The 13711-nt window shown below is 44.2% G+C and carries 13 protein-coding genes and 1 pseudogene; 2 read left to right on the top strand and 12 right to left on the bottom strand.

The window, feature by feature from the left end:
- Positions 1-71: 71 nt before the first annotated feature.
- From CHH53_RS10815 to CHH53_RS10780, 8 genes are all read right to left on the bottom strand, one after another.
- Positions 72-1088: a 2,3-butanediol dehydrogenase gene (locus tag CHH53_RS10815; protein ID WP_095216148.1), complete on the bottom strand. Its 1017-nt coding sequence runs from the start codon at positions 1086-1088 to the stop codon at positions 72-74.
- A gap of 47 nt (positions 1089-1135) precedes the next feature.
- On the bottom strand, positions 1136-1963 hold the full coding sequence (locus tag CHH53_RS17800; protein WP_095216147.1) for a methyl-accepting chemotaxis protein: 828 nt from the start codon (positions 1961-1963) through the stop codon (positions 1136-1138).
- 11 nt (positions 1964-1974) lie between these two features.
- Complete coding sequence (locus CHH53_RS17795) at positions 1975-2811, bottom strand: methyl-accepting chemotaxis protein (RefSeq protein ID WP_304442499.1); 837 nt, start codon at positions 2809-2811, stop codon at positions 1975-1977.
- Between the two features lie 258 nt (positions 2812-3069).
- The gene (locus CHH53_RS10800) at positions 3070-4086 is read right to left on the bottom strand and encodes an oxidoreductase (RefSeq protein WP_095216145.1); all 1017 of its coding nucleotides are present in this window, start codon (positions 4084-4086) and stop codon (positions 3070-3072) included.
- A gap of 110 nt (positions 4087-4196) precedes the next feature.
- Positions 4197-5108 carry a PTS system mannose/fructose/sorbose family transporter subunit IID gene (locus CHH53_RS10795; RefSeq protein ID WP_095216144.1) on the bottom strand — a complete coding sequence of 304 codons (912 nt, stop codon included), beginning with the start codon at positions 5106-5108 and terminating at the stop codon, positions 4197-4199.
- Positions 5109-5128: 20 nt separating this feature from the next.
- Positions 5129-5929, bottom strand: coding sequence for a PTS mannose/fructose/sorbose transporter subunit IIC (locus tag CHH53_RS10790; RefSeq protein WP_304442500.1), 801 nt, complete (start codon positions 5927-5929; stop codon positions 5129-5131).
- A gap of 40 nt (positions 5930-5969) precedes the next feature.
- The gene (locus CHH53_RS10785; protein ID WP_095216142.1) at positions 5970-6938 is read right to left on the bottom strand and encodes a mannose/fructose/sorbose PTS transporter subunit IIA; all 969 of its coding nucleotides are present in this window, start codon (positions 6936-6938) and stop codon (positions 5970-5972) included.
- Positions 6939-7326: 388 nt separating this feature from the next.
- Positions 7327-7698 carry a DUF956 family protein gene (locus CHH53_RS10780; RefSeq protein ID WP_095216141.1) on the bottom strand — a complete coding sequence of 124 codons (372 nt, stop codon included), beginning with the start codon at positions 7696-7698 and terminating at the stop codon, positions 7327-7329.
- A 491-nt stretch (positions 7699-8189) separates the two neighbouring features.
- On the opposite strand from CHH53_RS10780, the gene poxB reads away from it, so the two are divergent.
- Complete coding sequence (poxB, locus tag CHH53_RS10775; RefSeq protein WP_095216140.1) at positions 8190-9914, top strand: ubiquinone-dependent pyruvate dehydrogenase; 1725 nt, start codon at positions 8190-8192, stop codon at positions 9912-9914.
- An 82-nt stretch (positions 9915-9996) separates the two neighbouring features.
- On the opposite strand, the gene CHH53_RS10770 is transcribed toward poxB, so the two are convergent.
- Complete coding sequence (locus CHH53_RS10770; protein WP_095216139.1) at positions 9997-11274, bottom strand: DUF5068 domain-containing protein; 1278 nt, start codon at positions 11272-11274, stop codon at positions 9997-9999.
- A 615-nt stretch (positions 11275-11889) separates the two neighbouring features.
- Here CHH53_RS10770 and CHH53_RS17365 point away from each other — a divergent pair.
- On the top strand, positions 11890-12033 hold the full coding sequence (locus CHH53_RS17365; protein WP_158221543.1) for a hypothetical protein: 144 nt from the start codon (positions 11890-11892) through the stop codon (positions 12031-12033).
- A gap of 78 nt (positions 12034-12111) precedes the next feature.
- Here CHH53_RS17365 and CHH53_RS10765 read toward each other — a convergent pair whose 3' ends face one another.
- The 3 genes and pseudogenes from CHH53_RS10765 to CHH53_RS17690 form a co-directional block, all read right to left on the bottom strand.
- Positions 12112-12348, bottom strand: a complete 237-nt coding sequence (locus CHH53_RS10765; RefSeq protein ID WP_095216138.1) for a hypothetical protein — start codon at positions 12346-12348, stop codon at positions 12112-12114.
- A 60-nt stretch (positions 12349-12408) separates the two neighbouring features.
- Complete coding sequence (locus CHH53_RS10760; RefSeq protein WP_095216137.1) at positions 12409-13362, bottom strand: PD-(D/E)XK nuclease family protein; 954 nt, start codon at positions 13360-13362, stop codon at positions 12409-12411.
- Between the two features lie 103 nt (positions 13363-13465).
- A pseudogene (locus CHH53_RS17690) lies at positions 13466-13711 on the bottom strand (hypothetical protein); the annotation flags it as partial.

Raw genomic sequence — 13711 nt, 5'->3', positions numbered from 1 at the left:
CACTGATTGGGAAATTGGATTTTTTAATTTGCATAGAATAAAGCGGCAGATTGGAATCTGCCGCTTTATTCTCAGCTCGGACGAACCAGGATTTTGCATTCGTTCTTATCGCTTATCAGTTTTTCAAATCCATCTTCCACAATATTCTCCAAGGAAATGACACTTGTTATGACGGGCTCGACATTCAATGATCCCTTGGATAGCAAGTCAATTGCTTGAGCGAAGATATTATTGTAGCCGAGAGAGGAATTGATCTTTTTCTCACTGACTACTTGCGCTGTAGGGTGATAATTGATCGGATTTGCGAACACACTGACAATCATGAACTCCCCATTAGGTTTGATGCAATCAAGAGCTTGGTTGAATGTAGCTTCCACACCTGCAGCATCAAAGGATACATCCACGCCGCCATTCGTGTTATCTTTAATGACTTGCACTGCATCTTCCTCGGCAGGGTTGATGACGATATCCGCACCCATTTTCAATGCCAGCTCCCTGCGCTCTTCACTGACTTCAGCCACAAAGATCTTACTTGCCCCTGCTGCTCTCAAGCTTTCCGATAAAAGCAATCCGATCGGTCCCGCACCAAATAGGGCGACGCTATCCCCGATTTTGAATTTGCTTTTTCTGATTGCCTGCAATACGACAGCGAGAGGCTCCACTAATGCTGCAAATTCATAGCTTAGGGTATCAGGCAGCGCATATAGATTCGCTTCCTTCACGACGACATATTCTGCAAATCCTCCATTCTCGTGGATACCATAAGATTTCATATCAGGACATATATTATAGTTTCCTGTTTTGCATGTATCACACTCGCCGCATCCCCAGATCGGTTCAATGGCTACTCGATCTCCAGTCTTGAATCCAGTCACAGCCTCTCCGACTTCGACGATTTCCCCTGTAAACTCATGACCTAAAATCATTTTGTCTTCCGTGACAAAGGTTTTATGTAAGTATTCATGTAAATCGGTACCGCATATACCTGCATATTTCACTTTGACTTTTACAGTCCCTTGTGTGACCTCTGGTTCGGCTATATTTTCAACCTTTACATTTTTCGATCCATAATATACTAAAGATTTCATAGAATCATTCCCCCAATAAATTTTAACTAGTTATCTCCTGGTCCTTCTTAATTCGTGATGTCTTTGATGTATTGGCCGATACCATTACTTTGTTCATCAAGATTTTGGATATCTTCCATGAACTTCACCATGACACGGGATTGCTCTTCCGATGCGGTGGATACCTCACCGATACTCAGCGTCAGGTTCTCCATATTCGTCCGGATTTCCTGTAGCGACTGGCCGATAGTGCCTACCGCTTCCTTTGTGCCGATGGAAAGCTTGCGAATTTCATCCGCCACGACACCGAATCCCCTGCCGGCATCGCCAGAGCGGGCTGCTTCGATGGCTGCGTTCAAGCCAAGCAAGTTCGTCTGTGTCGAAATATCCTCAATCAATTGAACTACTTTACTTATTTCCTGAGAATTCGCATTCGCATGGGATGCTTGACTATTAATATCCGTGCTTGTAGCGGAAAGTTCTTCCGCTTGAGCGGCCACTTGCTGCACTTTTCCTTGGAGACTGCTGACGATGGCACGTAATCCATCCAGCTCCTGGTCTAATATCTCTTCATCCTTCAGTGTTTTGGTGACTTGGAAAACACCGATGATCTCACCCTGTTCATCACGAATGGGGTTGGCAGAGTATTGTATACCGACACCATAACGTTCCTTTGGAATATGCATTTGCACTTTTTCTCCTGCAAGTGCCTGACGCAATATATCATTGTCATCCGTAAAAGCGTAATCTCCGACTTTAACGCTGTAATCCAAGTCTTTGGATTGGGAGGAGAAGAGAAAATGCTCTTTATCGGTGACAACGACCGCACAATTTTCCCCTAGGTTTTTCTTGATCTCAGGTGCTAGTTTGACCAGCGCTTGTAATGTTAGATGCATTTTCAACCCCTCTATTCCTGGTTAGTTACTTTCTTCATCGTTTCGATGATCTGTTTGCTCTTTTCATCCAAGGCTTGAATATCATCCATGAATTCGACCATGATGACAGACTGCCCCTCGGATGAAGCAGAGACTTCATTGATGCTGAGTGTCAGATTTTCAATGCTGGATTGTATTTCTGTAAGGGATTTTCCGATGGTTTGGACCGCTTCCTTTGTATTGTCGGAAAGCTTGCGGATTTCATCTGCCACCACACCAAAGCCTTTTCCTGCTTCACCAGAACGAGCTGCTTCAATGGCGGCATTCAATCCCAGAAGATTTGTCTGTGTGGATATTTGCTCGATTAATTGAACGACATCACCTATTTGGCGGGAGTTATGCTTTGCACTGTTTGCTTGACCGTTGATGTCATTGCTGGTGGCGGAAAGCTCTTCTGCCTGGGCAGCTACATGCTGTACCTTGCCTTGCAATGCGTCGATTACCTCATGCAGCCGGGTCAGTTCTTTATCCAGCTTTTCCTGATGCTCCAAAGTCCGGGATAAAGACAACAGTCCTGCAATTTCGTTCGTTTCCAAATCACGAATCGGCGTTATGGACGTCATGACTGGTACACCGAATACTTCTGGATCTTCTGTTTTAGAAATGATGTATTCACCTTTGATTGCTCGCAAATAAGCATCATATTCATCCAGTCTTGATTTTCCTACTTGAACGTCCAGCTTCAAAAGCGTCGATGGGGCAAAGTATACAAACTTCTCTGTGTCCATTACACCTATCGCGGCTGTCGGACCCAATGTGTCTTTTAAAATCGGGGCGATATTGACTACTGCTTGTAATGTAGAATTCATAAAACGGGCTCCTCCGCACATGGTTTCCCCTTATATCGGTAAAAAGGACTAGAAATTGAACGTTTCATGCAAAAAAAGTCTGTTTTTAGTCCTATTTGTATAGATGATACCCAGAATCCGATCAAATTTAATGGCTGAAAACTAGATGGATGGATCAAACATTATCGGATCGAAAAATTAGAACCTCAAAAAAGTGTCCTATACCCATTCGTATATATGGATATAGGACACTTTCAAACGTAAAGGAAATCTTATATACTACTTCAAGTTCTTGACCCCTGTCTCCAGCATTTCCATCTGCAGCACTGTCTGTTCGTCCGTGATGGTTTTCTCTTTCCCATTGACGATGGCTTCATATACGTCATCGTATACCCTTCCATAATCGCCATCGACGGATTTCACTTTTTCTTCGTGGATGGTACCGTCCTCATCGATATAGGTGAGGACACCGTAATGCTGGAGTGTATCGATACCGAAATCCTTGTTATCAGGCATATAGAATAATTTCAAATGTTCTTCCTGACGGTCTTTGGTTTCTTTCACAAAGGTGCCTTTTTTGCCATGAACGACGAAGCTCGGTCTTTCTTTCAGTCTGAAGTAACTGGATTTAACCGATACCTTCAATCTGCCATAATATAAATCCAGATCAAAATAATCATTCATTCTTCCCTGCCCCAATAATTGCCGCACATCGTAATGGACATGATCAGGCTTTCCGAAATAGCTGATGACCTGATCCAGGGTATGGCAGCCATGACCGTACAGATAGGACTCCGCAGGATCAAAGAAATGCGCGGACTCCGGTACTTCGGGCCGATAATAATCATAATGCATTTCCACTTCCAGCAAGTCCCCTAATTTCCCTTCCTCGATGACCTTCTGCACCGTCAGGAAGTCACTGTCAAAGCGTCTGTTTTGATATGCCTGCACTAGCAACCCTTTCTCTTTTGCCAATGCAAAGATTTCCTTTGCCTGCTGAGAGGTTTCCATAAAAGGCTTTTCCACCAAGCAGTGCTTGTCATGCTCCAATACTTGTTTGGCGTACGCATAATGGCTGTCGTGTTTCGTGCAGATCACAATTAGCTGGATGTCCTTGTCTTGTAATAATTCATTTACATCAGACGTGTAATGCACCCCTGCGATTTTATCCCAGTTATCACGATCGGGATTCCTCCGATAAATCGTCTTTACCTTTATATTCTCCCGCTGCAGTACAAATGGCAGATGATATCTATTCGTGCTTTTCCCATTTCCAATATAACCGATTGTAAGCATAGCAGCCTCCTAAGATATAGTGAATGATTCTGTTGTATGAAAAAGCACCCCCTAGGATGGATAAGTTCATCATACCAGGAGGTACTTCCCTTTTTTTATCGAATTACTTATTACATCAAACCGATGGCGTGGAAGGCAATACCAATCACGAACAATCCAAGGATCATCACAATCGGAGAAACCTTCTTCCTCAGCAGCCACATGCAAAGCAATGTGATCAAAAGTCCAGCCAAGCCAGGGATCAAGCTATCCAGGTTATCTTGCAGGGTGGTTACCTGATATTCGCTTAACGATCGGCCGGCGGCTTGCTGTTCCAATGCCGTCCTGATTCCTTCCGATCCCTCAGGCAAGTTATCCCAGTCAATATAAGCGCCTTCATCAAGCTTGACTTTCGATACGGTCGGTGTAAAGGCTACCGACACCCATCGGTTGACCAGCGACCCCAATATGAACATCCCGAGTATCGAGGCGCCTTTGGTTATATCCTGCAGCAGTCCGCCGGATAAGTCTTCGGTGATCTTGGAACCTGCTTTGTAACCGAGCTCCTGTGTATACCAGGTGAATCCCATGCGGATGAGGTTCCATAACACGAAGTAAAGGATCGGGCCGAGTATATTGCCGGTCAGAGCAAGGGAAGCAGCCAAAGCACCAAGGATCGGCTTCACCGTGAACCAGAAAGTCGGATCCCCGATACCTGCCAAAGGTCCCATCATCCCGACTTTGACCCCTTGGATGGCCTTGTCATCGACCGGCGCCCCGTTGGCACGTTCTTCTTCCAGCGCCAGCGTCACCCCGATGATCGGTGAAGCGACATATGGATGCGTATTGAAGAATTCCAAGTGACGCTGCAATGCCGCAGCACGATCTTCTTTTGTTTTATATAATCTTTTGATGGCGGGAATCATGGAAAATGCCCAGCCGCCGTTTTGCATACGTTCATAGTTCCAGGAACCTTGAATGAAAGTGGAACGCCACCAGATAGAAACACGATCTCTTTTGGATAACTTCAATTCTTGTGACATTGTTTTTCCTCCCCCTTTTTTTAGTAGTTATCGATGATGTCGCCTAACGGATCGCCAGTGTTTCCGTTACCGCCATTACCTGAACCGCCTTGTTTCGTAAGTGCAAGATAGATAAGTGCAAGCGCAACCCCGATAGCACCAAGACCCAAAAGTGTGATCGATGGAATCGTCGCCAAGACAAAACCAATTGCAAAGAATGGCCATACTTCCTTTGTCGCCATCATGTTGATGACCATGGCATAACCGACAGCTACCACCATTCCGCCGCCGACTGCCAAACCGTCTGTCAGCCAGGATGGCATCGCTTCCAGCAAATCTCTAACCGGACCAGCGCCAATCGCCACAATCAATGCCGCCGGGATAGCGATACGCAGTCCTTGCATGATGATAGCGATGACATGCCACATTTCAACTCGCCGGAAGTTCCCCTCCTTCGCTGCCGCATCCATCAGGTGCACTATCCCCGTTGCAAGCGTACGAACGATGATGGTAAGCAAAAGACCTGCCACAGCAAGCGGCACTGCGATTGCGATGGCAGAAGAAACGCCCGCTTCCCCTTGACCGCCTAAAACCAAAATGATTGCAGATGCAACCGATGCCAGCGCGGCATCAGGAGCTACAGCCGCCCCGATGTTTGCCCAGCCCAATGCGATCAGCTGCAAGGTGCCTCCCAAGATAAGGCATGGTACGACTTCCCCTGTAACCAAACCGATCAATGTACAGGCAATGATTGGCTGATGGAAGTGGAATTCATCCAGGATTCCTTCCACACCAGCCAAGAATGCCACGATAACAACTAATATGATTTGAATCATAGTCAAATCCATGATTATTAATCCTCCTTTTATGTGATCATCAGGATTATTTCTGTTTGTTCAATTCCGCTTGTGCCCTTTTCAAAATCTCGTCCATATTGCCCTTTGAGTCACCCGGAACTTTACGTACATCGAAGCTCACCCCATACTCTTTCAGCTTGGTGAACGTATCGATATCATCCTGGCTGAAGGCCAGCACCTTATTCGGCTGTACTTTGCCAGGTGAGTGCGCCATCGAGCCGACATTGATTGTCGTGAGCGGAACGCCTCCCTCAACCGCCCGGAGCGCATCCTGCGGGTTTTCGAAGAGAAGCAGTGCGCGCTGACCGCCAAAATGCTGATCATCTTTTGCAAGTTCGATCATCTTATGGACAGGGACGACATGCGCCTTTACACCGGAAGGGGCAGCCTGCTGGATCAGCTTCTTACGCAGATCATCCTTGGCTACTTCGTCAGATACAACGATGATGCGTGTAGGCCGGGTATTTTTTGTCCAAGCAGTCGCAACCTGACCATGCAGCAAGCGCGTATCGATACGTGCCAATACGTATTCAAATGTACCAGGGGCACCTGTATTCGATGGCCCGGCCGCGGCTGCAGCCGGAGCTGCCGGCTCGAGTTCCTCCGGTTTTACTTTTACCGCTTCTTTCGCACTGCCTAAAATATGCGCGGCAATCTCATGTGCCGTGTTCATGGAGAAACGAGATGCAAAGGTTTCGATCAGCATGGCTAAGTTCAAGCCAGCCACGATCGCCCATTTATCCTCATGCCCCTCAAGCAAGCTGTTGGCTTGATTGAAAGGTGTTCCGCCCCAAAGATCGACCAAGAATAATACTTCGTCTTGATTGTCGAAAGAGGCGATTGCTTTTTCCATCTTCAGCTTCACATCAGCAGGTCCTTCGCTCGGCATCAATGTAACAGCTTTTACATTCTCTTGCTCTCCAAAGATCATCGTCCCGGATTGCAGGATACCAGTGGCAAATTCCCCGTGAGTGGCAATAATGATTCCTACCATCTTTTAACCTCCTATTAGCATTTTGTGAAAGCATGACTAAACTTGGCCAGCCCATCTAAAGCGGTTACATTCGATAAAAAACATAAAAAAGGCATGAGCAAAAAAGCAGATTAAAGGAAGGCATAGGTATGAATGGACCCTATACGTCGTTTTAATCAATACTTTTTCACTCATGCCTGATCGAATCAGTAACACGTAAAAAAATAATTGCAATGGCTATTTCATTTTAATTGCAAGCGCTTTAATTTATTGATAAAAAAATTTGCACCTTGCTTTAGTGAGCTTTCAAAGGTATTGTAGCACACCACTTTTGCCCTTTCAAGAAAAATTTCTTTTCTGCCAAAAGTCCTGGAAAAGCCGCTCCCAATCCGGGTTCCATGTGACTATATTACTTACTTGCTTTACTCTTCAACCCGCGTTTGACAACATCGAAGACACCCAGTGATTTGACCATATGGTTGGGATCTACGTATTCACGCATTGCCCGGAACACTCTTTTTGGGTCCTTTGAAGAAAATGTATATGTCCCATTCCGCTTTGTCCTGATTGCATAACGCGGAATCCATTTTCCTTTGAACAAAACCGAGGCAATCACGTAATCCACTTCTTCCCATGGAATCTGGATGAATTTACGCGCATCGCGATTATTAAAGAATTCGAATCCTTTATCCCCGATCATGATCTTGCCATATGCCGCCATCCCTATATGGGAAGTTGCATCGATGACCAAATCGACTTTTGTATTGATCGACTGTACCATTCTTTCTCCCCCCAGCCATTTGATGATTCTTTTAAACGTATTATACACGTTTTATCACTTGGAGCAACTCAGGACAGGATCCCCTGCCCAAAACAAGCATTTATTTTCGTTTGGTTCATCTACGGAAATTGTACTATATATACATCAATATTTCATTGATACAGTTTATAAAACTAATTTATTTAATTAAAAAACACTTTGCAAATCCCTTGTAAACTACTGATTGCAAGGAGTAGTATATAAATGTGAATAATTTTTGTCCGCTTTTCATTATGATACAGATGAAATAAATCACTATAACAGTTCCCTTTTCCTGATGATTTGCCGTTACGGCGATTCATTCGGGGCAGCTTGGTGATTATTTTCGCAAGTATTCATGATGAAAAGGGGTAAAAGGAAGTGACGGCTCGACTTAGCAAGAAATCGATGTTCCATGTTTGCAGGTATCAAGGGGATTACAGATTGTATAACTGACTATGGAGGGGTAAAACATGTCAAGAACAATAGCTGATTTATTGATTGATTCTTTATTGAATGCAGGGGTAAAAAGAATCTACGGCATCGTAGGGGACTCGTTGAATGCTGTATTGGATTCCATCAGACGCTCGGAAAGGATTGAATGGGTCGGCGTGCGCCACGAGGAAGTTGCGGCTTTTGCAGCAGGGGCAGATGCTGCATTGAATGACAGCATTGCTGTCTGTGCAGGAAGCAGCGGTCCGGGAAACTTGCATCTGATCAATGGCTTGTACGACTGCCATCGTTCCCGTATTCCTGTACTTGCGATTGCAGCGCATATTCCGAGCAGTGAAATCGGCAGCGAATACTTCCAGCAAACGCGTCCGGAAATACTCTTCAACGATTGCAGCCACTTTGTCGAGACCGTGCAGCGACCAGAGCAAATGCCCTTGATGGTGAATATGGCGATGCAGCAAGCGATCGCGAAACAAGGCGTTTCCGTCCTTGTTTTACCTGGGGACGTAGCAGGTTTGGATGCCAATGCCAAAGTTCCGCAAGTACCTGTCCATGTCTCCAAACCGGTCATTCACCCATCCCGGGAAGAGCTGACCGCCCTGGCGGATTATCTGAATGAAGGACAAAAAGTGACCTTGCTTTGCGGCGCAGGCTGCGAGGGTGCGCATGATCAATTGATGGAGCTTTGCGGCAAGCTGAACGCACCGATGGTGGTTGCGCTTCGCGGGAAAGAACATCTGGAATACGACAACCCTTATTATGCTGGTTTGACCGGCTTAATCGGCTATTCTTCCGGATATGAAGCCATGATGGATTGCGATGTACTACTCATGCTCGGCACCGACTTCCCATACCGTCAATTCTATCCGAAAAACGCAAAAGTCCTGCAAGTGGACATCCGTTCCGAGCATCTCGGCCGCCGTACTCCATTGACATACGGCCTTGTCGGGGATGCAAAACAAACGGTCGAGGCACTGCTGCCTCTCATTGAACAAAAAGATAATGAGAAATATTTAGAGAAACATGTAAAAGCATATAAGAAAGTCCGGGAAAACCTGGATAATCTTGCTGTCGGAAAACCCGGGCGGAAACCGATCCACCCGCAGTATTTAACGAAGGTTGTCAGCGATTTAGCAGATGAGGATACCGTCTATACATGCGATGTGGGTACACCGACGCTATGGGCAGCCCGCTACTTGCAAATGAACGGCAAAAGACGTCTATTGGGATCCTTCAACCACGGCACGATGGCCAATGCCCTGCCGCAAGCAATCGGAGCCGCTGTTGCGCAGCCAGACAGACAAACCGTCGCCCTTTGCGGAGATGGCGGATTATCCATGCTGATGGGCGATATGCTGACACTTCGCCAGCACAATCTCCCTGTCAAGGCAGTGGTCTATAATAACAGCGCCCTGAGCTTCGTGGAACTGGAAATGAAGGCAGCCGGTTATCCAGAAACCGGAACCGGCCTTGATAGCCCTGATTTTGCAGCCATTGCAGAAGCAATGGGAATCAAAGGCATCCGCGTGGAGGATCCTGCCGACCTGGAGGACGCCATAAAAGAAGCATATGAATACGATGGCCCAGTCATCGTGGACGCCGTCGTCAACCGCCAGGAACTGTCCTTGCCGCCTAAAATCACTTACGAACAGGCGCATGGCTTTACACTTTGGATGCTGAAGGCCGTATTGAATGGACGGGGAAATGAATTGGTGGAACTTGCCAAAACCAATTTAATCCGGTAATTATAGGTCTGATCCCATAATGGGATCGGACCTTATTTTTTATATAAAGAAAACCGGCTGGCAGCTGCCAGCCGGTTTTGCATCATTTAAGTTTGAATTCTGCTTTCTTGCCTTTGGAAATATCCTCAGCATTCTCATCGTACAAAGGTCCAAGCTCGATCTCGAATGCTTTATCCTTCCAGATCTTTTCGTATTGCTCTTTATCAAGCACAAAAACCTGGAGCAATTCACCGGATTCCCCGGCAGCAATGCTCTCCTGGTATTCATAAGGAGACAGCATGCGTTCACTCATTTGATACTGCGAGCCATCATTTACATAAAGATTGGATCCCATGTTATCCAAACCAATATTATCGGAGCCTTTATTATCCACGTTGAATTTGACTGTCAGCAAGACAACGCCATTCTTGAAATTCTCAAAGCGCGGCGCTTCATATTCATTCGGAGTGAATTCCGCGAATTGGTATCCATCCAATGTCACGGTGGCATCCCCCAGCTCCTGGCTTTGCCCGATGCCTTCCTTCTCCTCGATCATGTTTTTTTCGCCCATGTTATCAACAGATGCCAAATCCTGATAAAACGCTGCATTTGCTTCTGTTTTTTCTGCTCCTTCTTCACTCAAATCGATAGTGAACTGCCCCTTCGTTCCAAGCGCTATGCTTAAATCATCCGGATCAGTTGTCGGAGCAGGCACTTCCACCGTGACCGAACCGGATTCCATTGCTGTCTTCAGATGCGTTTCCCCCATCGGATAAGCATAAGTTCCTGTTATCGTTTCCCCTGCTTTAAGCTCGTATTTATTATCCGGACTCAGCTTGGTGGGCAGCTGACCTTCCTCCGGAATAAGATCCTTATAATTGTTGTAATCCTTTGTTGCCCCTGTAAAGCTCATATACATAAACGGTGTATAGTAAAGATCCTTGTCCGTATCATTCTTGACTGTGTAGCTTGCCAAAATGACACCGCCGTTCGTCTCATCATTGAAAGGAATACTGTAGTCTGTATGGAAATCCTTCAGCTCGACAAGAGAATAGGAATCCAAGGAGACTGTCACCCCTTCCATTTCATGTGTCTGCGGCTCGGTATTTTCATAGAGAACCGTCGCTTCTTCTGCATCTGTTTCCGTCTTCATATAATCAATCAGTTCTGCGAAATCGGCTGCTTCTTCCTTACCATCAGAAGCATCCTTATCTGCATCAGCTGCTGTATCTACTGCTTTCGCCTCATCTTCACTGCCTGCAGCCTTCTCTTCGGCAGCAGCCGGTTTCTCTTCCGTACTTGCCTTCTTATCAGCACCACAGCCACTGATGATGAATACGGAAAGCAATGCGCCAAATAAAAGCATCCATTTCTTATTCATTTTTCATCCTCCATGTAAACTTATCCCAAATAGCGTACCACGTTCTGGAAACTTACAATATCAGTAAAAAGTAGTAAAAATATAGATAGTTTTCCTCTTTTTTATATCCAGTGACCATATAGCAGTATAAAGTGCCTAAATGCTAGGATAATTGGGAGTACCCTGCTCATTTTCCACATCCAGATTAACGAGTCCTTATGCCAAAAGAGGAAATACAGACTTCTAGAATCGCATGATAATTTCATCAATACCCATGCCGAAATATATAAATAATGGAATTAAAACCAATAAGATTCCTATTTTGGGGGAAGTTAGTACTACAGGACATATTATCTCATATACAGTTATTAATACCGATCCATATTCAATTCCTATAAGCAGTTACAGTCCATGAGAACCGACCAGTCCTTGAAAGAACCGGCTCCTTCATAAAGGATGGAAAACGATCTAGAGAAGATGTGAATTAAATATATGAAGACAGGCTGAATTTGAAGCATTTAGCAGGAACGCAGAGTATTTTAGAAGAATTAACGCTAAATATAGCTTTAATATTTTAATGATGTGAACTCGCGGCAGAATATTATGCATTGGCTCTATTATAATAAGGAGGTTTTTATGAAAAAGCTGATTTTCTCACTGGTACTTATCGGCACGATCATTGTAAGCGGACTAGCTGGGTATAGTGATTTAAAAAACACTGTGGAAAAAGAGGGAGATTCTGGAGCAATCATATTCATACCTAACATATTCGATAAGTAAAAAACGATATAGATACTGCCGCCAAGCAGTTACTTAAAAAATACTTCTTGTACTCCAACTTTAAAGCTGACCTCCACGTCAGCTTTTTCCACTCTTTAATTTTTCTGCTATCATCACTAATGCAACAATAAGAATGACGATATCCACCAATCCAAAATCAACGAAAGCTTCCCAAAATGATTGTCCATTGGCCACTCTATAAATAAATAGCCCGGCAGATAATAATGCGAAGTATACAAGCATATAGAAAATTCTCTGTGAAACCAACCATATCAGCAGCCCCAGGATTATCAATCCTGTAATTAACCACCCCATGTTTTAGAGCCTCCCTCGATTCATTTCATAAAACATCAATAATGAAATAACTCACTAAAATTAAAAATTCATTTCAAACTTTTTAAGCTCTTCTATTGTTTTATCCATATCTATCAAACCATTTTCCTGTGTTTGGATATAGTCTGGTCTCTGGGCTATGCTCATTGTTTTTCCAATGCTTAATCTTGATGGTTTTTGCAGTAGCAGTCCATGTTCTTCTGATACCAATAGAATCGATTCCATTTCTCTATTTCGGAACTCCTTTAAATCTCGAACATCCTCTGCTTCAATTTTCACACGAAGTACTTGCTGCTCAAGCTGCAGATAATATTTTTTATTTTTCTGTGCCTTCCACCAAAAACCCCAAAATCCTCCCCGAGGATTGGAAACATAACCCCAGTTGCCTTTAAAATAGCTTTGAAGCTCTTTGTAAAAGCCCTGCCAAGCAAAACCATCCCAATCTATAACGGTTTTTGTTTTATATCCATTTATTTTATTTTCTATTTTCTCCAAGTGAGCAAAATAATCGAGGTAAATTGGATGGCTGACACCATTTTTTCTACCTTTCCGTAAAATCTCGAGCATTCTATCACGTGTAAACGGAAAATATCCTGCATCTACCACAGAATGATAATGGCTTTGGTCTGCTATTTTATAATAAATAGGCAGTTGAATCTTATTAGGATGAGCTCTTTCCACAGCTTTTCGATACCGTTTCAACTGATTAGAATGGTTTTTAGTAAATGTTTTGTCCTCAATTAAAATGGCATATGCATCATTAATAATTGCAAGAACATCCAACCCTTTAAATTGCCTGGTAATCTCTATTTTCTGAATCGTCGGTACCGCAAGGCTATGAACATTGAACATCATCGAGACAAAGTCAACGGCAGACTCATACAAACTCTTATCTATTGATCGATAATGCTCTTTACTCCATGACAATAACCAACATAAGAAAGCATCCTGAGATAATTCACTTGTGGCAAATTCGAATAAATTTGGTTTCTCCATATGATCCACCTCGCTATCACTCACGTCACTATTTCAAGGAATAATTCCACCACGCTTACTATTGTTATTCGATTTATAGCGTCTGTCAGCCCTTTATTTCACTTTACTGGAGGGGTCTCCGTTCGTCATTCACTGGTAAAACGTCGCCAAAAAAAATTGAAGGTGGTGGGGGAGGTGTATCCCCCTCCTCAAACCATAATGTTATTGACTTGATAGTCTTCCTATCAGGATTTAATTCTATCTTTTTTATAATAGAACGCATTAGCACCTTACGAGTTTTATTGTCTGCTATTTCGTATAACCCGTCAAAATCTTTTAATGCGGCCATTATTAAATCCTTATTAATAGG

This window comes from Terribacillus sp. 7520-G, assembly GCF_002271665.1.
Lineage (GTDB): Bacteria > Bacillota > Bacilli > Bacillales > Amphibacillaceae > Terribacillus.
Note: the sequence above shows the minus strand (reverse complement) of the source record. Positions and strands in the feature narration are given on the sequence as shown.